We start from the raw sequence: 22,048 nt of genomic DNA, 5'->3' as shown, positions 1-22,048 counted from the left end.
AAGAATGGGAGACAAGGTGAAGCTGACATCGTCGCGGAAACTCGACCACCTGCGGATCTGCGCAGAGGAGGATGTCGAGTGCGGGGACGCCGGGTTTGGCGATATCAGGTTCGTGCACAATGCCCTGCCGGAATGCGACATGGGGAAACTCGACCTCTCGGCCCGGTTCCTCGGCCACACCTTCTCATCCCCCCTTTTCATATCGGCAATGACCGGGGGACATCCCGGGACAAAAGACGTAAACGTACGGCTCGCCCGGGCAGCAGAACAGTTCAGGATCGGCATGGGTGTCGGCTCGCAGAGGGCTGCCCTTGAGGACAAAAAACTTGCAGACACGTTTGCGGTGGTTCGCGATGAAGCGCCGCATGCCTTCCTTGTAGCCAACCTCGGGGTTGTCCAGCTCCGCGACCATGGGATCGAATGGGCGGAACGGGCCGTTGAGATGATCGGTGCAGACGCACTGGCCATTCACTTAAACTTCCTACAGGAAGCGATCCAGCCGGAAGGCGACCACAACGCGGTCGGCTGTTTTGCCGCAATCGAGGAACTCTGCCGTAATTTCAAGACCCCGGTCATTGTCAAGGAGACCGGGTGCGGGATCTCTGCGGCCACGGCACGGAAGTGCTGGGGTGCAGGTGTCGGGGCCATCGATATCGGCGGCTGGGGCGGGACGTCCTGGGCCGCGGTCGAAGCGGTGCGAGCAGGCAAGGGTGCCAGTGCAAAGGACAAGGCACTCAGGACCCTCGGGCAGGACTTCTCAGTATGGGGTATACCCACCATGGTCAGCCTTGCCGAGGTGCTTGCAACCGGCGGGCCGGTCATCGCTTCCGGCGGTGTCCGGAGCGGGCTTGACATTGCCAAGGGACTGGCATTCGGTGCTGATCTCTGCGGCATGGCCCTCCCGCTCCTGAAGCCGGCGATGGAGAGCGACGAGGCCCTTGCACGGACGATCGATGCGATCCACCGGGAGCTGACCGCGGCCATGTTCCTGACCGGGTCGGCACGGATCACCGACCTTCGGAAGGCACCGGTCTACCTCACGGGGCACACACGCCAGCAGATCGACAAGGACAACCCGGCACGGATCCGGCGGTAAACGAATAACCACAATGAACGGGAATTTTTAGCAGAATACCCGTGGACCAGACACACAGGAGATACAACATGGAAATAGAAATTATTGCAGTGGGCGGATACAACGAGGTCGGGCGGAATATGACCGCCGTCCGTTGCGGAAAGGAAATAGTCATATTTGATATGGGGCTCCGCCTGGACCAGATCGTGGTCCACGAGGACGCGGAGATCGAGTCTATGAACGCCCTTGACCTGATCAAGATCAAGGCAATACCGGACGATACCCTGCTGAACGGGATCGACGGGTCCGTAAAAGCCATTGTCTGTTCGCACGGGCACCTCGACCACATCGGCGCGGTCCCGAAGATTGCACACCGGTACAATGCACCGATCATCTCCACTCCCTATACCACGGAACTAATCCGCCAGCAGATTGCGGGTGAACAGAAGTCCGCTGTGAACAACAAGCTCTTAGCGCTCAAGGCCGGGCAGCGGTACACGCTCTCGCAGGACCTCGTCCTGGAGTTTGTCCGCACCCAGCACTCCATCATCGACACGGTGACCCCGGTCCTCCATACCCCCCATGGCGCAATTGTCTATGCGCTGGACTTCAAGTTTGACCGGACCCCGGTCATTGGCGAGCCCCCGGACTTTGCCCGCTTACGGCAGATCGGCAAGGAAGGTGTCCTCGCCCTCATCGTGGAGAGCACGAATATCGACCGCCGGGGACGGTGCCCGAGTGAGCGGATCGCACGGGACCTGGTCCGGGATACAATCACGAGCTACGAGGACGATAAAAACGCGCTCATCGTCTCGACCTTCTCCTCCCACATCGCCCGCATCAAGACGATCGCGGAATGCGCCCACGAGATCGGGAGGAAACCGGTCCTGCTCGGCCGCTCGATGGAAAAGTATTCCGTCACCGCTGAACAGATGAAGCTCGTCTCGTTTCCCGAGACCACGAGTGTCTTTGGGAACCGGCGGACGGTCGACCGCACCCTGCGCCGGATGATGAAGGACGGGAAAGATAAGTTCCTGCCCATCGTCACCGGGCACCAGGGCGAGCCGGGCTCGATCCTTACCCGCATGGCGACCGGGGACACCCCCTACCAGCTGGGGCCCGGCGACAAGGTCATCTTCTCGGCGAACGTGATCCCGAGTCCCATGAACACCGGCCAGCGGTACATGGTGGATGCCCGGCTCGGGCTTTCCGGTGTCCGGGTCTTCGAAGACCTGCACGTGAGCGGCCACGCGTACCGGGAGGACCACTTCGAGCTGGTCCAGCTACTCTGCCCCCAGCACATCGTACCCGCCCACGGGAACCTGAAGATGACCGCGGCCTACACCCAGTTTGCCGGCGAGATGGGGTACACGCCTCACTCCACGGTCCACCTGGTGGGGAACGGCCAGCGCATCAGGATCAATTAAGAGGAATATTTTATGTCAGAACTTTCACCGTATCTGAAATCCGTTGCAGAGCAGATCGATCGCATGATCGACCGCGATTATGCCGGCAAGGCTGGTGAACTGAACAATGCAGCCGCCCACCTCCTTGCAGCAGGAGGCAAGCGCCTGCGCCCCGCTGTCGTCATGCTTGCGGCAGATGCGGTGAAACCGGGCAGCTCGCGGGATCTCATGCAGGCCGCCCTTGCCCTTGAAGTGACCCACACCTTCACGCTGATCCATGACGATATCATGGACGATGACAGCCTCCGCCGTGGCGTCCCGACCGTGCACACGAAATGGGACATGCCCACCGGTATCCTTGCCGGCGATGTGCTGTACTCCCGTGCTTTCGAACACATCAGCCTCGTGACGGCAAAGGACGATGCAAAGGTCCGTGCCATCACGATGCTTGCCCGTGCCTGTGCCGATATCTGCGAGGGCCAGCACATGGATATGTCCTTCGAGCACCGCACCGACGTAACGGAAGCCGAGTACAGGGAGATGGTGCGGATGAAGACCGGTGTCCTCTATGCTGCAGCCGCAGGAATCGGGGCCACGCTTGCCGGGGGTACCGAGGCACAGGTGAATGCCCTCTACACCTTCGGCCAGAATACCGGTGTTGCGTTCCAGATCCAGGATGACCTCATCGACCTCCTGACCCCTTCCGAGAAGAGCGGGAAAGACCAGGCCTCGGACCTCCGCGAGGGCAAGCAGACCCTCATCATGATCAAGGCGCGGGAGAAGGGCCTTGACCTGAAGAAATACCAGCGTGACCTTTCCCCCGCTGATATCAGTACGGCGATCCGGGAACTAACCGAGTCTGGCGTGATACCCGGGGTGAAGAAGATCGCCGCGGACCTGGTTGCCGACAGCAACAGGCACCTCTCGATCCTCCCGGCCTCAAAGGAACGGCAGCTCTTAATGGACGTTGGCGAGTTCTTCGTTACCCGGAGTCATTAGAATGGCAGGGGACGATCCAAAGGAACTCCTCTTTTTGTGTGCACTCCAGAACGCGGTGAAGCATGGCGGCGTGCCGCAGTCAGGCGCGGTCATCGGCATGGTAATGGGTGCCCACCCGGAGCTCCGGAGCCGGGCAAAGGAGGTCTCTTCCCTTGCAAAGGAAGCAATCGCGGACGTGGCCAAACTCTCTCCTGAAGAGCGGGTCGCAACGCTCCAGTCAAGGGCGCCGGAGATGATCACGGCACTCTCGGAGAAACACGAGAAGAAGACGGGACTTCCGGATCTTGAGGGAGCAGAAAAGGGGGTCGTGATGCGGTTTGCCCCCAACCCGTCAGGACCGCTCCACATCGGCCATGCCCGGGCAGCAGCGCTTAACGATGCCTACGTGAAGCAGTACGGCGGGAGGTACATCCTCCGTATCGAAGACACCGACCCAAAGCGCGTGGACCCCGGGGCCTACGCGACCGTGCAGGAAGATATCAAATGGCTGGGCCTTGGCATAACGGAAGTCGTCACCCAGAGCGACCGGCTCCCGGTCTACTACGATCTCTGCAAACAGCTGATCGAGCGGGGCGGGGCATATGTCTGCACCTGCGACAACGAGCATTTCAAGGAGCTCAAACAGCACAAGACCGCCTGCCCGTGTCGCAGCCAGCCTGTTGAGAAGAGCCTTGAACTCTGGCAGAGGATGCTCGACCATGGTTTTAAGGAGGGCGAGGCATCGGTCCGGATCAGGACCGACCTCAACCACCCCGACCCGGCGATGCGGGACTTCCCCGCGTTCCGTATCCTCGACTATCCCCCTCACCCGAAGGTGACGGCGCACGTGTACCCGCTGATGAACTTCTCGGTGGTGGCCGATGACCACCTGCTCGGTGTCACGCATGTGATCCGGGGCAAGGACCACATAGCAAACACCCGGCGGCAGCGCTACATCTATGACCACTTCGGCTGGAATGTCCCGGTGTACCGTCACTACGGGCGGATGGGGATTGAGGGCGTTGTCCTCTCAACATCCCAGATGCGGGCCGGGATCAATGATGGCACTTACTCCGGCTGGGACGATATCCGGCTCGGCACGCTCCGTGCCCTTGCCCGCCGTGGTATCCTGCCCGAAGCGGTGAAGAACGCGATGATCGCGATCGGTATCGGCGACGTTGACATCTCCTTCTCGTGGGACAACCTTTACGCGGAGAATAAGAAGCTCGTTGACCCGACCGCAAACCGGTACTTCTTCGTTCCGGCCCCGGTTGAGGCTCGCATCGAGGGGGCAACGGCGCACACCGCCCATGCCCTCCTCCACCCGAGCGATGCAGCCCGCGGGTCACGGACGCTGGAGTTCACCGGCACCGTGCTCCTTCGCAGGGCCGAGCTGGTACCCGGGACTGCCATGGTCCGGCTCAAGGACCTCTTCAACGTGAAGATCGCGTGGAACGGCGACACCCCCTCGTTCTCGTACGGCGGGGACTCGCTGGCCGATGCCCGTGCGGCAAAAGCGCATATCATCCAGTGGCTCCCGGCACAGGCAACCGTGCCCTGCACGCTCCTCACGCAGGAGGGTACTATGTCCGGTGCCTGCGAACCTGCTGTACGTTCAGAACTGGGGAAGGTTGTCCAGTTCGAGCGGGTCGGGTTCGTGAAGATCGATGCGGTTGGGGATGATGGGGTACGGGCTTACTTCACGCATAAGTGATGGTTATTTGGTTTGTGCTCTCAAATTCCTCACCTTTTTCGGAGCATCATGGGTTTATGTGAATATTAAAGTTTCGGGTTTAGGGGTTATAAGGGCTTCAAATCGTAGACGGCGCATGCAAATTACTCCCGCACTGCGTACCCACACATATATTTAGCAGTATTTATTGTGTGGATTGCGTGAAACAATCGATAATGAAATTGCCAGTATCGAACACGCGATTTTCGATAGAATGAGAGGGGGGGCTGTCAGGCCGCAGCGGCCCACGTTCGCACCGGGCGAGTGCATCAGCGCGAGGTCGGGGTGAACGTGTCACAAAAGAAGATCTCAAAAAAGTAAATATTGAAATCTTTATTACTTGCTTTACTCAAGTGTTTTAATAAAAAGAAATTTACAACCCCTATTTTCCCTAAATCATTTATTGTCTACTTCGGGTTATAAGAAAAAGAATCTAATGTTAAAGACAAGTTAAAATAAAAACATTTATCAGAATAGAAATTATATTGGAATTAAATGGAGGGGTGTATGATAACGACGACGAGTGAGATACAAAAGAAGCGGTCAGTGAATAGCAATTTACCAACCGTTAATGAGTTCATGGATTTGCTAACTCGCGATCAACCTCTCGCTACCGCAACTAGTGTGGGACCGGGTTATACGGTTTATCATGAATATAACCGAGGTTCCTGATGATAATGACGACGAATGAGATACAAAAGAAGCGGTCTGTGAATAGCAATTTACCAACCGTTAATGAGTTCATGGATTTACTAACTCGCGATCAACCTCTCGCTACCGCAGCCAGTGCGAAATCAGGTTATTCGGCTTATACTAAATATAGCCGGGGTTCCTAATTCCGAAAAGAATTCTAATTTTAATATTCAAATACAATTTCATTAAAAGATAAAAAGGAATATCCCTCTTTTGAATGTAAGAGGTTTCAGATTTTTTTATTTTTGTTCCGATTTATTGTCATATAACATATAGCGAATAAAAAAAAGATTAGTTCGTTAAAGCGTAATCCATAATGTTGAGGTATATTTGCAAAAATGAAGTTGGAGACGAGAAATGAATATTATCCTTATTCGAACATGCCTGAATTGTTGCCCTTATTGTTTTGAGGTTGATGAGCGTCAGCACTCTGATAAAGAATTGCTTGATTTAGAAGGTGCTCGAACATTGGCAGCGTGGTGTAACGACGCAGGAGTAAATTCAATTGGTCTGCTCGGTGGTGAGCCATTTCTACATCCACAGATACGAGAAATTATTGATATTTTTAAAAAAGAATGCCCTAGAATTCCACGGATGATTTTTACTGGAGGCCTTGTTCATACGGACGTATTTAAAAAAATCCATCCTGATGATGGAAGCTTACTTTTTAATGTTAATGAGGTGCGGGATTATAAATCTCATCAAGATGCAGCTCAAGTTTTAAAAAATGTTGATTATTCTATTCGAAATGGTTTTGATGTCACGCTCGGCTTCAATGTTTGGAGGATTGATTTCAATACTAGTTTCATGCCACAATTATCTTATGATATGGGTAGAACGAGATTTCGGTGGACCGTCGCAAATCCTGCAGGGTCATCGAAAATTCAAATTGTATCTCCAGAGTATTTCCGAAAGTTATCACAAAGTTGTATGGATATGTTACATACGGCCACAAAATTAGGTCTACAATGTACCCTTGACTGCCATTTACCCCTCTGTTTTTTCAATGAAAAACAGCTTGCGTGGCTTGTTAAATACCATCCTCAAACCGTAACAAGTCTCGGAACCTGTAATCCCCCTATTGACGTAACCCCAGAACTTGATGTGATTCGTTGCTTTTCGACGTCTAAGTTTTGTAGAGCTAGAATAACGGATTTTTCTACAGAATCGGAAATTAAAGACTTTTTTAAGAAATGTGTAGATCAGCCATTATTAATGGGGACTGGAATTTTTCCAGAATGTGTTTACTGTCAAGATTTCTTATCAAATCGTTGTCAGGGAGGATGTTTAGGATGGAGAGAACCGGCTGTACAAAATGAGAGCTCAAACCTTGCAGAACAAGTTTTTAATCTCTTAAGTTCTGATGAAGATCAAGCAGCACTCGACAAGATTGAAAGTGCTAGTCAGAGATCTCAATCGCCACTATCTCTTTTCTTGGGTGCGATTGCGGCGCAATCGTTGGGAGATATGCCCACCGCGTATAGATTTGCCTCCAAAGCGTTGTCTTATGCAAAAGATGAACAATTACGACAAAAAATTTTTAATTTTTTAAAGATGCTTGATCCGCCTTTCCCGTTACTTGGCGAAACGGAGCATTGATCCATGAATAAATCATACACACGGAGATATTTTGTATTCCCTATTTATGGATCACCGGAATTACATAGATGGCTTGATGAATTTACACCAATAATTGATTCCGAGATATCTGAAACATTAAAAGAGTTACATGATACATCTTGGAGTGATCAAGAACACATTCTTGTGTATCTTCATTATATGTACATGTATCGCTTTTCTTTACCAGTTCTTGAAGCTGTATATGGGCGGAAAAATTTACTCAAAAAACCGCAAATAGCACGGTATTTATTATTATCATGTCTTCTTGGTCGATTTATCGATGATATTGTTGATTGCGATTCGGGTTTTTGGGATATCGAGCAAGCACATTTCTGGTATTCGCATTTTCTCTCGCGTTGTGAAAATCTTAAAAAAACATTATCATTAAAACCAGATTTTGACGAAGCATGGTTGAAATCTGTGAGCATTTCAATGGCGATGAACCGACCATTATATGAAGTTGATGGAAAAACAAATAAAATTATAAAACCTGACTCATGCCCAATGCCACTAATAAAATATCCGGAACGTATCCCTTACTGTTTTTGTTTTTTAGATAGTATTGGAGAGGATTCTAAAACTCTTGGTTGGGCCAGATCATATGCATCTGCATTGTTTTTTCTCTACGATATCGATGATTCAATAAATGATATTCTAAGAAATGTACCTACAGAACCCTCTTATGAAATTCTTATTCAGAGTTTAGATTCGGAGGGCAGAATTAAAGTTCGACAATTTGAAAAAAATAAAATTTTCACCAAACTCTGGACTCAATCCAAGGAATTATTAACAATTTGTCGAGACAATGGACGTTCACTTGGACTTGAACTCGGACCAGCAATTATCGATAATGCGTTACATGAATTTGGCCTCGAAGGATGAGTTCAAATTGATTCGTAAATTTCACATTCCTTTCACTATTCCCTTGAATGATGTGGAAAAAGTACTCTATCGAGAACTCCAAGTCCATCGATTTAATTCCATACAGATTAATAACGGAATCGCTATCGTAGAAATCGAAAATAGCGAACAACTTTCTATAATAAAGAAAACTATTCGCTTAGCTAATTTTGACATTATTTTTGTAAATCACCATTCCGCTCTTCTACAGATCTGGTTATCTTTAAAAATGCATGATCGAAAAATTACGCTAATTCATGTGGACTCCCATAACGATTTAGGAAGCCCTAATGTAATACGTAGAGATAATCAGCTCATAGATCGATGGACTGGTAATTCCATTAATCCCGCCGAAATACCCACAATTATTCAAGCTATAGAAAGTGCCGCAATCGAGATCGGCTCCTATTTAACAATGGCATTATTTTTATTACCAGTGTCTCATCTCATTTGGTTATGTCCAGAAAAAAGCCCAGGTCTTGTCCAGGGTATGGAAAATCCCTGTGGACTTCGATTAGACTGGAGTCATTCTGATACACTAGATAGCAATATTAAACGACTCAATGCTTTGCCAATTATTGACAATTCTTTTGAAATTGAATTTAATGTAATTAAAAATCCAAGTAAACTTCGTGAATTGCTTTTAAAGGAATCAGATACAGTCTTTTTGTTAGATATCGATTTTGACTATTTCGATAACTCTGATGAAAATGCAAATTTTAACAAGAGAAATCAAGAAAATGAAATTGAATTAAATGAATGGACAAAAAAACAACGGGGGAAAATACGTGATATTTTGGATGTAATACCATACGAACGCCTTGTGAACATAGGGATTGCGTATTCACCGGGGTTCTGCCCAGCGGATATGGCAGATATTCTTGATAAATTAATAATAGATCTTTTGACAGAGAAAATTATTAATGATAATTTTATTTAACTATTTTAAAAAATTTAAATACGAAGTCCCGAAATATCCTTGCTACGGGGTACCCGCGACGAGTCTATTCTGGACGTTATTCTGTGTCGTGCTTTATGTGCTTGGAATCCTTGGAGCCGGATGCAATGAACTTGGACTACGTCATGAGTACGGCTTACGATGTTTTTCCAAGGTATCTTTTCATCTATGAAACGTATCTTTGGTGAAGCGAATGTCGCCACCGGTATTAATGGGGTATTTCATGAGTTACAAATTCTGTGTGGGGTTTTTCGATAAACCATTAATGTTCTAAATAGAAAAAAACATATTATTGATATTCAATACAATTCAAGCATGGAAAGCAACAATAAGAAGGAAAAATTCCGACCCGAGTTTGAAGGGAAATGGTGGCGATTGGGAACTCCTAATATAATCTGTGAGGGCACGCTCAAACATGATGGTAAATCGACCATTTTGAAAGTTAACGGAGACTTGGTAAAAAATGCTGTTCCATGCAGCTATATAGGTGACATATGGGGCACTACCGCATTGGGAGGAACAGCAATACTCCAAAATTGCCTGATTCAAAATTCCAATTATGATCCAGACGGTTTACTGACACAAACATTCGCGGTCGGTGACGTTTACGTTAATGAAAATAATATCATCACACTCATTAAAAAGTAGATTCCACCTTAGTGCGAATTATTCAAACTCACTTTACGAGTACACCTTCTTGAAAAAATATCGGGGGATTATTTGTAATATATTCTAACAATATCTTTGAACAACTTCAGTGAGTCTGTTTACCTCGATAAAATTCTGTACCAGAGGCAATCTCAGTAATAATTTCTCGTGGCTCTTCCTCAAGAAATTGATAAAATATTTTAGTTGCCTCGCACAAATTTCGTTCAGTAATGGGGTCTTCTTCATGAAATGCTGGACAAGAAAAGGAGCAAATCGAATTGGCAAAACAGCTACTACATGATTTATCATATTTTTCACTTTTTTTATGTAACATTTTTAAAACATTTACATAGTGTTGCTTATCTATCGAATGAATTGTACCCAATTTGAACTTTAAAACGTCAGAACAACCACATGGAAATAAATTACCCTCAGTATCACAAATAATGTTAAAAATACCTGCATGACAAAAGGGTGAATAGCAATTCAGATTCGTCAACAATTCTTCTTTACTTAAAGGATTGAGGAATTTCGATATCATAATTGACACGGATCGCTCTTTCACTCCTTTTCCTGAAGTGGATCTCATATATTCATATGTCGTTTTATAAACCTCAAAGATCTTTTTCGCAGAAAGTGGGGGCAATTTATTTCCTTCGCCAACTGAGTAAAAAATATTAAAGCTTAGTGAATTCAATCCACATTTTTCAAAAAACCTTAAAATAGTCTCAACATCATTACAATTTTTATCGGTAATCACACAAATAACGCCACCCAGACGATTTATGGCTTGAAGTCGAAGAATATTGGACAAAGCCACTTCGCCGTTAACTCGTGTAAGATCATTAATTTCTGGTGGGCCGTCTAAACTTGCACCAATAATGATTTTATTTTTATTGAATAATTCGATAAATTCATCAGAAATTCTCATGCAATTACTTTGCAAAGCGAGATTTACCTTTTTATTATGGTTACGGGCCTGGAATTCAATGTATTCAATTAGTTGCTGATACCACTTCAGCGACTGTAATGTAGGTTCACCCCCATGAAAAACAATAGTGATTCGATCACGAGTAGAATTTGAGAAAATTAATTCCACATATTTTTTTCCAATATCTAAATCCATAAAAGGATTGCCACTGGGATTAGTTCGCTTGATAACGTCAGAGCAATAAGAACAGTTCATATTGCAACGGCTTGTAACGTATAAATGCATTTCATTAATATTTTTCAACATTTTGTCCTTAACAATAGCATTAATAGATTCATAATTAAAAGACTTCTGAAGTAACACCCGTTTAATTAAGTAGAGGCATTCACAATCTTGCATTTAATAATTTTTCAGATCTATGTGTAGGGTATCAAATTTTATTAATGTCTGTTATTGTTCTGTTTTCATTCTCATTTTTATAAAATATACAACAAAGGTGATTTTACACTCGATTCAAACTCTAAAAAGCTAAAGCTTATCTGGCAATCGAACATCAATGAATTTAACAAGGTTCCCTTTAACAGAGGATTAATCAAATATGTTTTTGAGCAATTCATTTTTTTTAAACCGTTTTTTTAACGAATCAATCCAATCAGGTATTAATTTTTTATATTCACATCAATTACCCTACGGGGAATTCCCTGTATATGCCTGCCCTTATCGCGAAATGAAAGAGAATTGTTATTTCGATAGTTCAGTATTCGCGACCTCCCAGATTGTTAATTGTATTAGTTTTATCGATCATCGCGAAGTAAATGAAATGATCAAAAAAGCATGTTTTTTTTTAAGTGAGGAGTTGGTTGGCCCGGGTCTATTCCAATATTTTAGCTCAAGAAATTTGAGAAGGTTACCTTTTGATTTAGATGATACCTGCTGTGCATCGATCTCTCTTCGGAAAAATCATCCCCATATCCAATTGAGAGATAATGTCAGTCATATCATACATAATCAAAATACGGATGGTCTTTTTTATACATGGTTGGGAATATCCGACGATAAAAATGATGTGGACAGTGTAGTTAATGCAAATGTAATCTGTTATTTAGGTTCCTGTCGGGAGACAGAGAATTCTATTGCATGGTTAATCGGTACAATTTTAGAAGGTAAAGAAACGGATTCACATTATTATTATTTAGACGACATGTTTCTGTATTACGCTATCTCTCGTGTCTATTTCAATGGCGTGACTTCATTTCATAAAACGAAGGAAACTATTTTTAATCGGATAATCGAAAGGCAATGCGTTGATGGTTTCGAGGATGATCTAACAATTGCACTAGCAATGAGTACGCTTATGAATTTTGGGTATGATGATGAATGTATTCTGAAAAATCTTGGAGAGATTCTTATCAGTAAGCAATCTGAAGATGGGTCGTGGCAGAGAACAGCCTTGTTTTTAGGTCTTGAATCATTCTATGGTTCCGAAGAATTAACAACCGCCTTTTGTCTTGAATCACTCGCACGTTTTAAAAATATATTTGATTCTTGATAACTATGTTGAAACAAAAATTATGATGTTGGTGAAAGAGACAGGTTCTCTTCCGAGGGGTTAGGACCATGACGGTCACTCCCAGCGGGATCCGTAATTATCTTCGTAAATGCAAAAAACCGATCATCTTCGCCATACCCGCACCAGGCTCCGCGACCGGCTCATGACAACTCATATTTCTCCGGTCCCTCACTTGATCAATTTCATCTGTTTTCCGGAGACGACGGAGAGAAACTACACAACTCCATAATTTTCTTCTGTGCCAGGTCCATTTGTTCGCGTGCCCGGTTGTCATGCGGATGTATCTTCAGAACTTTATCAAACGCACGGATAGCCTCATGATATTTCTGTAGATTTATAAGGGCCATCCCCTTGTTATACCACACATTCGCATTGTTGCCATCGAGTCTAATTCCCTTGTTCACGAGATTGAGTGCCTTCATCGTATTGACCGGATTCGGCGAGTTCAACTACCCTGTGGGACAATTCCCGGGCATCAGGCATGATAAGGTAGTGTCGCGGGCGGAGCCGATGAACGTTCTGATGATGGAGTCAGAGGAAAAAAATTATGGTCCCTTACCCTCCCGCTCCTTTTTGAGGTCCTGCATGAATGCAATAAGTTCATCGGGATTTTCAAAGACATCCCGTTTCATCAGTTCCATCTTGGTCAAACTATTGCCGGTCAAGGAGCGCCCGCTCTCTTCCACGAAATCGCCACCGCACAACACTCAAAAAAACAGGTTTGCGATATTGCCTCAATTCACAAAGACCCCGTGATTTCTGGATACGCAGCCAGCCAAAAACCTCCCGCATCCCACTCACATATCTTTATTGAAGCCCCCTGCATATGGTAAATATAAGATCAGACTATGAAATTCTCAATTTTAATCGAACAGGATGAAGACGGGCGGTATGTTGTGGAATGCACCGATCTGCCGGGATGCATGACTGAAGGCGACACTCTCAAGGAAGCAATTGAAAATATCAATGAAGCAATTGTCGGTTGCATCAAGTCCCGGTTGAAGACAGCATCGGGTAAGATCCACATCACGTCCCTGCCTTCCCGCATGAGTATCGATGTCGATACTTCCGGTATAAATTATGCCTAAACTTCCGCGTGCGGGCGGAAATAAGCACATCGCTGCATTCAAGCGGGCTGGATGGGTTGAGAACCACGTTGAGGGCAGCCACCATATCCTGACAAAAGAGGGAAGTCTGGTTCACCTGTCAATCCCGGTTCATGCCGGACGTGATCTCGGTATTGGATTGTTGTGCAGGTTGATCGATAAAGCCGGTATGTCCCAGGAAGAATATTGCGTATATTTCTCCGGAGAAAAATAAGGGTACCGATAGTATGTGCAACAGTTAACGTCCATTTTTGATTGAACGCTTTCGACTCATCGTTGTTTTGAATGGGTAACGCATGTATTGAGCAGATTGCAAGATGGGGGCTGATGCCCCCATACCCCCGGATACGATGAACGCCGCCGCCCCCGGAGGGACGCCCCCGCGGCGGTTCAGGAACCGGTTACTCCCTTAAACCAATTTGCCCAGCGAGGCCCCGACAGGAATCGACCGTCGCATCAGCGAGGGTCGATTGGAGAAGTGAAACTTCGACTCGGCCGAGCGACCCCCGCAGGTGTGGGAAGATCCGATAAAAGTGTCAGATTGCCCCGGTTCTCCGACGTGCGAGTGGTTCGTCAGAACCACGAGGCGGAGAATGCTGGGGGTCAACAGACCCGAAGCAGGAGAATGTCAAAAGTCATCAGACTTGAGACATGAGAAGACAACCGTCTTCGAAGAACGAAGTTCTTCGACTGAATCCGAAGGATTCTTCGACGTAAAACGCCGAACCCCCCCAGATCCCCCATAGCGGCCGCCGGGCCCCGGATCACCCCCCTCCACAACCCAAACCTCATCTCCCCACCCAATCCTCGATTAAAACAAGCTCTAAACCGGCCGGTTTTTTCGCTCACAAAACCTCCGGATAAGCAAACCGGGCCAATAACGGGATTTCCCGTGAGACTCCCCGCAAAAACCCCCGAAACAGGCCGGTCGCTGAAAACCGGAAAGAGTGAAACGGGACTCATTACAGGCCCGGATGGGCATTTTTACCGATCCGGGCAGGTGAGAGTACTGATACTCTAAAAAAGGGGTTGTTATATTCCCTCGTCGGATGAGGGGGAAGATCCGATAAAAGTGTCAGATCGGTCCCGTTCTTCGACGTGCGAGTGGTTCGTCAGAACCACGAGGATGAGAAGAATCCGAAGGATTCTTCGACGTAAAACTCCGAACCCCTCCAAAACCCCCATAGTGGCCGCCGGGCCCCGGATCACCCCCCTCCACAACCCAAACCTCATCTCCCCACCCAATCCTCGATTTAAACAAGCTCTAAACAGGCCGGTTTTTCTCCTCGCAAAATCCCCGGATAAGCAAACGGGGCCTAATGCGGGATTTCCCGTGAGACTCCCCGCAAAAACCCCCGAAACAGGCCGGTCGCTGAAATTCCGAAAGAGTGAAACGGGACTCATTACAGGCCCGGATGGGCCATTTTTACCGATCCGGGCAGGTGAGAGTACTGACACTCTAAAAAAGAGGTGGTTATCCTCCCTTGTCAGAAGAGGGGGCAGATCCCCCCGGGTATAGTCCCGGCAGATTCGCCATATCCGGTACCGGTGCCGGTGTGGAATCCGGTAACGGAGCAGGAGCCGGAATCTTTGTGGAAGCCGCACGCTCCGTGAGCATCGGTGTCCCATCCGCCCGGATTTCGATATCCCGTTTCATCCGTTCCATCCGTTCCATCCTGGTCAAACTATCGCTGGTCAAGGAGCGCCCTCCCCCAGATCCCGAAACCCCCACCGCCTCATATCAAGTGTAAAACAGGTTTGCGGTATTGCATGACGTAAGGAAGGCTACGCAATTTCTGGATATGTCGCCAGCCATTTTTCCAGACCCGGGTATTAACCCCATGGCTGTGCATAAAAATTTTAAGCCGAACCCGTCGAAAAAATGCCTGAACTGTAGGTAGATGTTGAAAGATGGGGTTCCCAATGGAAATTAATAAGACTTCAGAACATGAATGAATATTAATGGCAAAGAGTGTAGAGAAGCAGGGCAGTGAGAAAAAATCTTCAGAGCATCTCACGAATCTGCAGCGGGAAAACCTCAACAAAACCAAGATAGAATATCGCTCAGCACTGCAGAAGCTCAGCCGGCTCTAATCGTCCAATACCGTATTCTTTTTTATTCAGGATTCAACGGATTCCATGCTATGGGTGTACGATGCTACATCCAGCATGAATATAACTACATCGTCATTTGATGCACAGATTTTGTAATGGTGTTCTCTTAAGAGGTTATCAGTGGTTACGAGTGCGGATCGCTTGTTGCCATCAATAAACGGGTGACCGGTACAGATTCCATGAAGCGCAATGGCTGCTTTCCTGTATATGTTGCGTGAACGGTTTACCCGATAAACGGTGTAATCTAGTGTTGCAGGATCCCGCATGCCGTGTTCCCCACCAAATTCCTGAATGATTTCATTATGAATCTCAATAATCTGGGAAGCACTCAACTCTTCGCTTACCATGCAGGAATATTGCCGGTTCGTTATGTTCAATTATTCGAACTGTTGTTTGTGGCTATACTCTCTCTATATTGACAGTAGACCGCGTTATGGGGGCTAAGCGCCGCCGCCCCCACGAAATTTCTGCCGCCTCACATCAATTGCAAAAACAGGTTTACTGTATTGCATGACGTAAGGAAGGTCACGCAATTTCTGGATACGCAGCCAGCCAAAAACCTCCCGCATCCCACTTACATATCTTTATTGAAGCCCCCTGCATATGGTAAATATAAGATCAGACTATGAAATTCTCAATTTTAATTGAACTGGATGAAGACGGGCGGTATGTTGTGGAATGTACCGATCTGCCGGGATGCATGACTGAAGGCGACACTCTCAAGGAAGCAATTGAAAATATCAATGAAGCAATTATCGGTTGCATCAAGTCCCGGTTGAAGACAGCATCGGGTAAGATCCACATCACGTCCCTGCCTTCCCGCATGAGTATCGATGTCGATACTTCCGGTATAAATTATGCCTAAACTTCCGCGTGCGGGCGGAAATAAGCACATCGCTGCATTCAAGCGGGCTGGATGGGTTGAGAACCACGTTGAGGGCAGCCACCATATCCTGACAAAAGAGGGAAGTCTGGTTCACCTGTCAGTCCCGGTTCATGCCGAACGGGACCTCGGTATTGGATTGTTGTGTAAGTTGATCGATAAAGCCGGTATGTCCCAGGAGGAATATTGCGCATATTTCTCCGGAGAAAAAAAAGGGTACCGGTAGTGTGTGCCACAGGCACTGTCCATTTTAAAAAAATCTCCACACCTCTCATCAATTGTGACACGAGGTTTGCAGTATCGCATCGCTTTGGAAATGCGATACAATTTCTGGATACGCAGCCCGCTGTTTTTTTAAGAGCAAAGTCTGAACCCCGTGGCTGCACGAAAAATTTCAGCGGACTTTGACTAAAATTTTTTCATCAGACTCTGCTTGAAACGTTTTCATCGCGATCCTGATCGCATTTGAAAAAGACATGAATGCATGTCAGCAGGAACAGCCCCCCGTACTTTTTTTAGTATTCCTGCCCTACGTGTATAGACATACATGGCAGGCAATGAGATCGTGAACGATGCAGAGGGTGCGAAAGAGTCCCGCGAGAAGCTCGTCTTTCGCGGTCTCTGCGTGGATTTTCTCATCCTGGTCCCGGAGACTATTGCCGTCATCCTCTCCGGGTCGGCTGCGCTCTTGTCCGATGTCTTCAAATATGCAAATGAGGTCCTCGCCACCCTCTTTGCCCTCATGATCATCAGAAGGATGAAAGCCGGCGGGAAGTTCACCTACGATTACGGCATGGGCAAGTTCGAGACCCTCACAAGAATCATCACCGGCAGCGTGATGGGAGTCTCCATCTGTATCCTTGTCCTCTTCACTATCCAGCGGCTCCTGCATCCCGAGGCGTTCGACATGGTTGCCGCATATATCGGTATCCCGCTCATGATCATCGCAAGCATTGCCGATTACCACCACTGGCATACCTACCAGCACCGTTCAAGACAGGATCCCTCGCCGATCATGGAGTCGCAGTGGCGCCTGCGGAGGGCCAAGACCTTCTCCAATCTCCTCCTCCTCTTTGCGCTGTCACTCTCGGTTCTCTGCATCCAGTACGACTGGGCGCATTATATCGACCCGATCGTCTCCTTCATCATTATCGGCTTCCTCCTGTTTGCCGGGTACCGCGAGTTCTCCTCCTCGCTTCCGGACCTCTTTGACAAAACCCTTGATGAGGAACTCCAGATTGTCATCCTCAGGGAACTTGCATCCTCGTTCGAACAATACAACGAGTTCCACGGTGTCCGTTCGCGCCGGTCCGGCAGCAGGATCTACATCGAGATCTTTCTTGGGTTTGACCCGGAACAGAAGATGGGTGATGTCCAGGACTTTACCACCTCACTGAAACGTTCCCTTGAGTCCAGGATCGCAGGTAGCGTGGTCTCTATCGTCCTGAGCCAAGGCTGAACCCCGGAGTGCCTGCAGGGAAGGGATCAGTGCACCATACCGGGCCTGAAGAGAATAGCCCGCCGGCCGCGCCGGACTTTACGGTCCTACTCTGACCATCTGCTCCAGTGCTGCAATCCAGACGGTTTTTGCCTCGTCCCTGTCCATGCCCATCAGGACATCCATGAGGAGGCCGTTGGCCAGCGCATCGCAGGCAACCGCGAGGACCCGGGGATCGAGCCTGGATGAGATGAGCCCTGTCTCCTGCTGGCGGGAGATGAAGCGCTCGATCACCCGGATGTCCTCGGTCCGGTCCTGCACGAGCACCGTGCGCAGGCGATCGTTACGGGTGGCGAGGAGCAGCATCTCGGAGTACATGCCGTTGAACTGCGGCACGTAATTCAGTAATGCATCGAAAAGCGCAGCGCTTCCGTCCCGGATATTCCTGCCCGCATAGGCACGTTCGAGCGTCCCCTTGAACTCCTGCCTCGCATGTTCAGCAACTGCGGCAAAGAGGTCCTCCTTACCGGGAAAGTACTGGTAGAGTGCCGGTTTGGTGACACCAAGGCTCTCCGCAATCTCCCCCATCGTGGTACCATGGTAGCCTTTCTCGATGAAGAGCGTGAACGCAGCAAAAACGATCTTCTGCTTCACCTCTTCCCTGTATTGCGGGATAATGCGTGGCATGGATACCGTATGTTCCTCGCGCGTGCAGGAAAAAAAATCCTGTCTTGTGCAAATACTCTTGGTATGATTAAGTTACCCACGGTAAGTTTTATACCTATGGGTATTTCACCTTTGTACAGGAACAACCCGCCATGCTGAGAAAGTTCATACTCTTCTCAGATGTTTGCACGCGGCGATCCGGTAGTATATCGGGGATGGGGGGTGAGTGATTCCCTGAGGGTGGGATAAATAAAAACGATGGAATTATATACGTGGCATTCTCAACAATAGTTAGTACCTTGCACTGCAAGATACTGTGTTAAGCACTTAACACGCAGGCCCGGCAATCTACCCTCTGTACTCTGCCCCGGTATCACGAACATCTGCAATGCAGAAAAAACCCCTGTGGTGCCGGGGACCGGGCATGCCACCGGCGTTGGAGATCCCATGAATATCCAGTTCAAAAAAGGTGTACTCGAGATCTGCGTTCTCTCTGTTCTGGCCCACAAGGACTGCTATGGCTACGAACTGGTGGGTGAGATCTCAAAACGGATTGATATCTCCGAAGGTACGATATACCCGCTCCTTCACCGACTCAAGGATGAAGGGTACGTCACTACCTACCTGCAGGAATCCGCAGGAGGGCCGTCACGGAAATATTACCGGCTGACAGAGGCCGGAAGGAACGAAGAACATGAACAAAAGGAAGAATGGATGCGGTTTGCGGCATCGGTAAATGCGCTCCTGGAAGGTAAGAACGATGCTGCAGACTGAACAGGAATTCACCCGTATCCTCCGGAGCCGGCTCGAAGGCACGCTCCCTGAGGAAGAACTGAACGATATCGTCTCCGATTATGCCGAGCACTTCCGGATCGGCAAGGCAGACGGCCGGTCGGAGGAGGAGCTCTTCCGCTCGCTCGGGTCACCGGAGGATGTTGCACGGGAGATCCGTGCTACCCACCTCGTGAAACAGGCCGAGGACGTAAAGAGCTGTAAAAATATCTTCCATGCGGTGCTGGCCACCCTGGGGCTCGGGCTCTTCAACCTGGTCTTTGTGCTCATACCGTTCATCCTTCTCGTGGTCCTGCTGATGGTGGTTTTCATCCTCGGGATCATGTTTGCCATCTTCGGGCCTGCTGCGTTCATCTACTCTGTCCTGCAGATCCTGGGTATTCCGGCATTCGCGATCTGGCAGTCACCCGTGGCGGGAGTGTTCTTCTCCATCGGTATCACGACATTCGGACTCCTGCTCGTGATCGGGGATTACTACCTTGCACGGTTCTTCTACCGCATCGGCATACAGTACCTCAAATGGAACATCGCCGTGATCGCCGGAACGGAGGAAGAATCATGAGCACTGACGATCAGAAACCCAAACGCCCTCTCTGCATTGCGTGTAACCTCCGGATCGGAGGTATCAGTTCGACCCGGGTCATCCTCTGGCTGGTGGCGCTCACGATCGTATCCTTCGCTATAGGATTCGGTCTCCTTGCACTCTCCGGGGATTTCCCCCCGCAACCGGGTCAGGCCATGTCACCCTTCCGGCACACGACCCCCGCCTCACCCAATACCACCGTGATCCCACTTGACGGGGCTACAAAGGGAGATGTCAAGATTACCATCGGCGCCGGGGAATTATCCCTGCAGGGTGGTGCACCAGCCACGGCACTGATGGAGGCAACGGTTTTTTCAACCGCCGCTGTATGGCAGCCGGACCTGGTACAAAGTATCAATGGTTCTATAAAATCCGTGACCATGAACGAGAAAGGGCACAAAGGAAAGGAGTGGTTTGCGATAGACTCCCCCAACCGATGGGAGATCTCCTTAACCGATCAGGTCCCGTTACGGCTCGATGTGAATGTCGGGGCAGGTGACAACCTGCTCGATCTTGGCACGCTCAACCTCGAGACCCTGGATGTCCATACCGGTGCAGGTGATACGATCATCGATCTTGGCGGGTACCGGGGTAAGCGATACGACGCACTGATCAAGTGCGGTGTCGGCGACCTTACCCTGCGTGTTCCCCGGGACAGCAATACCCGTATCAGGGTACATAACGGTATAGGCGATATCGATAACCACGGGTTTGTACAGGATGGCGATCAGTTCGTGACTGCGGTGTTCAATTCGTCACGTGCGGTCAATGAGATCACCCTGAGCCAGGGTATTGGTTCTCTCTCTCTGGAAGCAATATGAACGAATATGGAAATAACCGGAATGAAATCATGAAAAAATTCAGCACGCTCATCACGCTCATCGTCCTGTTCGGACTCGCGGTCCTGCTGGTATCCCCGGTCCACGCAGCCGATGCACCGACGATAACGATCACCAGTTACACAGTCTCTCCCTCGGTACTGATGCCGGACAGTCTCGGGACGATTACAGTCGTACTCGAGAATACCGCCGGCAGTGCCAGTGTCATCGAGAAGTCCGGAAAACTCTCCGCTGACGATTATACGGTTGTCAAGACCACGGACATGACGGTCAACATCGACAATGTCCATCTCGAGGGAAACGGTGTTGCCGTCCTGACCAAGGACTATGACAAGATCGGGAACCTCGGCCCGGGCCAGTCCCTCCCTGTCACCTTCTCCTTTAAGGCCCCGTCAGCAAACGGGCTTTATTACCCGGAAGTCTGGATTGAGGCCAAAGGAGCCAGCAGCTCAAAATACCCGATCCCGGTTAATGTCAACACGGCTCTCGGTATCCAGAAAACTGCAATCCTGATCCTGGACAGCACCCTGACCGGCAGCCAGAACCCGGGAGACGAGATCCCGGTCATGGTTACGGTCAAAAACTCCGGGGAGATGCTGGCATCTGACGTCACGCTGAAGCTCGAAAACGCGAGCAGCACCATGGTTGCCCCGAAGAATACAGACCTGTTCAACCTCGGGACAATCCCTGCCGGAGAGAAAAAGACCGCAAACGTGATCCTGCTCTCCGACAAAAAGATGTCCGCCGGCCTGGTAAAGGTCCCTGTGACGATCCAGTACAGCGCCATCGATGGCACGGTCATGACCCAGACCACCAGCATTGATATCCTGTTTCTGGGCAAGGCCGAGCTCGGTTTTGTGTCGGTAGACACCAATCCCACGCGGCTCACCCAGGACACCCCGTTCGATCTCACGGTCCGGATCGAGAATACCGGCACGGGCGAGGCAAAGCAGGTCTCGGCGAAGGTCGATCTGCCGGCTGAAGGTACTAAAGAGAATAGCGAAAAACCCGGCTTAGATTTTTATCTTAGTACATCGAAAGAAAAAATATGGGCGGGTTTGAGGATTATTTCCTGCACCAGGAATATACAAAGATCGCCGGCCTTGGCAACAAGT

At 48.8% G+C, this 22,048-nt stretch carries 24 protein-coding genes; 19 read left to right on the top strand and 5 right to left on the bottom strand.

Translation table 11 applies throughout. The features are described 5' to 3' along the window. The first annotated feature begins 4 nt into the window (after positions 1-4). The 8 genes from fni to M0R30_RS08605 all read left to right on the top strand — a co-directional run bounded on the left by fni (position 5) and on the right by M0R30_RS08605 (position 10,010). On the top strand, positions 5-1,096 hold the full coding sequence (gene fni, locus M0R30_RS08640; RefSeq protein ID WP_292545907.1) for a type 2 isopentenyl-diphosphate Delta-isomerase: 1,092 nt from the start codon (positions 5-7) through the stop codon (positions 1,094-1,096). Positions 1,097-1,164: 68 nt separating this feature from the next. After that, positions 1,165-2,502 (top strand): RNase J family beta-CASP ribonuclease, encoded by a 1,338-nt coding sequence (locus tag M0R30_RS08635; protein WP_292545905.1) that lies wholly within the window; start codon positions 1,165-1,167, stop codon positions 2,500-2,502. 12 nt (positions 2,503-2,514) lie between these two features. Next, positions 2,515-3,480, top strand: a complete 966-nt coding sequence (locus tag M0R30_RS08630; RefSeq protein ID WP_292545903.1) for a polyprenyl synthetase family protein — start codon at positions 2,515-2,517, stop codon at positions 3,478-3,480. A gap of 1 nt (position 3,481) precedes the next feature. Then, complete coding sequence (locus tag M0R30_RS08625) at positions 3,482-5,173, top strand: glutamate--tRNA ligase (protein ID WP_292545901.1); 1,692 nt, start codon at positions 3,482-3,484, stop codon at positions 5,171-5,173. Positions 5,174-6,241: 1,068 nt separating this feature from the next. Beyond that, positions 6,242-7,483, top strand: coding sequence for a radical SAM protein (locus M0R30_RS08620; RefSeq protein WP_292545899.1), 1,242 nt, complete (start codon positions 6,242-6,244; stop codon positions 7,481-7,483). Positions 7,484-7,486: 3 nt separating this feature from the next. Continuing rightward, entirely contained in the window at positions 7,487-8,386 is a 900-nt protein-coding gene (locus M0R30_RS08615; protein WP_292545897.1) for a hypothetical protein, read from the top strand. 52 nt (positions 8,387-8,438) lie between these two features. Then, positions 8,439-9,344 carry a UPF0489 family protein gene (locus M0R30_RS08610; protein WP_292545895.1) on the top strand — a complete coding sequence of 302 codons (906 nt, stop codon included), beginning with the start codon at positions 8,439-8,441 and terminating at the stop codon, positions 9,342-9,344. A gap of 333 nt (positions 9,345-9,677) precedes the next feature. Further along, positions 9,678-10,010 carry a hypothetical protein gene (locus M0R30_RS08605; protein ID WP_292545893.1) on the top strand — a complete coding sequence of 111 codons (333 nt, stop codon included), beginning with the start codon at positions 9,678-9,680 and terminating at the stop codon, positions 10,008-10,010. Positions 10,011-10,116: 106 nt separating this feature from the next. Here M0R30_RS08605 and M0R30_RS08600 read toward each other — a convergent pair whose 3' ends face one another. Then, positions 10,117-11,340, bottom strand: coding sequence for a radical SAM protein (locus M0R30_RS08600; protein WP_292545891.1), 1,224 nt, complete (start codon positions 11,338-11,340; stop codon positions 10,117-10,119). Between the two features lie 421 nt (positions 11,341-11,761). On the opposite strand from M0R30_RS08600, the gene M0R30_RS08595 reads away from it, so the two are divergent. After that, on the top strand, positions 11,762-12,490 hold the full coding sequence (locus M0R30_RS08595) for a hypothetical protein (protein WP_292545889.1): 729 nt from the start codon (positions 11,762-11,764) through the stop codon (positions 12,488-12,490). Positions 12,491-12,693: 203 nt separating this feature from the next. Here the strand turns inward: M0R30_RS08595 and M0R30_RS14750 are convergent, their stop codons facing one another. Then, positions 12,694-12,933 carry a tetratricopeptide repeat protein gene (locus tag M0R30_RS14750; protein WP_366513121.1) on the bottom strand — a complete coding sequence of 80 codons (240 nt, stop codon included), beginning with the start codon at positions 12,931-12,933 and terminating at the stop codon, positions 12,694-12,696. Between the two features lie 123 nt (positions 12,934-13,056). Next, positions 13,057-13,215: a hypothetical protein gene (locus M0R30_RS08590; RefSeq protein WP_292545887.1), complete on the bottom strand. Its 159-nt coding sequence runs from the start codon at positions 13,213-13,215 to the stop codon at positions 13,057-13,059. A 144-nt stretch (positions 13,216-13,359) separates the two neighbouring features. Between M0R30_RS08590 and M0R30_RS08585 the strand changes: the two genes are divergently transcribed. The 3 genes from M0R30_RS08585 to M0R30_RS08575 all read left to right on the top strand — a co-directional run bounded on the left by M0R30_RS08585 (position 13,360) and on the right by M0R30_RS08575 (position 15,711). Next, positions 13,360-13,599 (top strand): type II toxin-antitoxin system HicB family antitoxin, encoded by a 240-nt coding sequence (locus tag M0R30_RS08585; RefSeq protein WP_292545886.1) that lies wholly within the window; start codon positions 13,360-13,362, stop codon positions 13,597-13,599. Further along, the gene (locus tag M0R30_RS08580) at positions 13,592-13,831 is read left to right on the top strand and encodes a type II toxin-antitoxin system HicA family toxin (RefSeq protein WP_292545884.1); all 240 of its coding nucleotides are present in this window, start codon (positions 13,592-13,594) and stop codon (positions 13,829-13,831) included. Before M0R30_RS08585 ends, M0R30_RS08580 begins: the two co-directional genes overlap by 8 nt. Positions 13,832-15,579: 1,748 nt before the next feature. Further along, positions 15,580-15,711 carry a hypothetical protein gene (locus tag M0R30_RS08575; RefSeq protein WP_292545882.1) on the top strand — a complete coding sequence of 44 codons (132 nt, stop codon included), beginning with the start codon at positions 15,580-15,582 and terminating at the stop codon, positions 15,709-15,711. Between the two features lie 26 nt (positions 15,712-15,737). Here the strand turns inward: M0R30_RS08575 and M0R30_RS08570 are convergent, their stop codons facing one another. Beyond that, on the bottom strand, positions 15,738-16,079 hold the full coding sequence (locus M0R30_RS08570) for a type II toxin-antitoxin system death-on-curing family toxin (RefSeq protein WP_292545880.1): 342 nt from the start codon (positions 16,077-16,079) through the stop codon (positions 15,738-15,740). Positions 16,080-16,357: 278 nt separating this feature from the next. On the opposite strand from M0R30_RS08570, the gene M0R30_RS08565 reads away from it, so the two are divergent. The 3 genes from M0R30_RS08565 to M0R30_RS08555 all read left to right on the top strand — a co-directional run bounded on the left by M0R30_RS08565 (position 16,358) and on the right by M0R30_RS08555 (position 18,074). Continuing rightward, positions 16,358-16,597, top strand: a complete 240-nt coding sequence (locus M0R30_RS08565; RefSeq protein WP_292545878.1) for a type II toxin-antitoxin system HicB family antitoxin — start codon at positions 16,358-16,360, stop codon at positions 16,595-16,597. Then, positions 16,590-16,841, top strand: a complete 252-nt coding sequence (locus tag M0R30_RS08560; RefSeq protein WP_292545876.1) for a type II toxin-antitoxin system HicA family toxin — start codon at positions 16,590-16,592, stop codon at positions 16,839-16,841. Before M0R30_RS08565 ends, M0R30_RS08560 begins: the two co-directional genes overlap by 8 nt. A 321-nt stretch (positions 16,842-17,162) precedes the next feature. After that, positions 17,163-18,074, top strand: a complete 912-nt coding sequence (locus M0R30_RS08555) for a cation diffusion facilitator family transporter (RefSeq protein ID WP_292545874.1) — start codon at positions 17,163-17,165, stop codon at positions 18,072-18,074. Between the two features lie 78 nt (positions 18,075-18,152). Here the strand turns inward: M0R30_RS08555 and M0R30_RS08550 are convergent, their stop codons facing one another. After that, positions 18,153-18,740 (bottom strand): TetR/AcrR family transcriptional regulator, encoded by a 588-nt coding sequence (locus M0R30_RS08550; RefSeq protein ID WP_292545871.1) that lies wholly within the window; start codon positions 18,738-18,740, stop codon positions 18,153-18,155. A 426-nt stretch (positions 18,741-19,166) separates the two neighbouring features. Here M0R30_RS08550 and M0R30_RS08545 point away from each other — a divergent pair, with 426 nt between their 5' ends. From M0R30_RS08545 to M0R30_RS08530, 4 genes are all read left to right on the top strand, one after another. Beyond that, a complete protein-coding gene (locus M0R30_RS08545) occupies positions 19,167-19,493 on the top strand; it encodes a PadR family transcriptional regulator (protein ID WP_292545869.1) in 327 nt (108 codons plus the stop codon). Next, the gene (locus M0R30_RS08540; RefSeq protein ID WP_292545868.1) at positions 19,480-20,073 is read left to right on the top strand and encodes a DUF1700 domain-containing protein; all 594 of its coding nucleotides are present in this window, start codon (positions 19,480-19,482) and stop codon (positions 20,071-20,073) included. The genes M0R30_RS08545 and M0R30_RS08540 overlap by 14 nt, the downstream gene beginning before the upstream one ends. Continuing rightward, entirely contained in the window at positions 20,070-20,915 is an 846-nt protein-coding gene (locus tag M0R30_RS08535; protein ID WP_292545866.1) for a toast rack family protein, read from the top strand. The genes M0R30_RS08540 and M0R30_RS08535 overlap by 4 nt, the downstream gene beginning before the upstream one ends. 29 nt (positions 20,916-20,944) lie before the next feature. Continuing rightward, the coding region (locus M0R30_RS08530) for a hypothetical protein (RefSeq protein WP_292545863.1) at positions 20,945-22,048 on the top strand (1,104 nt) is incomplete at its 3' end.

The organism is Methanoregula sp., from assembly GCF_023227875.1.
In the GTDB taxonomy this organism is placed as follows: domain Archaea; phylum Halobacteriota; class Methanomicrobia; order Methanomicrobiales; family Methanospirillaceae; genus Methanoregula.
Note: the sequence above shows the minus strand (reverse complement) of the source record. Positions and strands in the feature narration are given on the sequence as shown.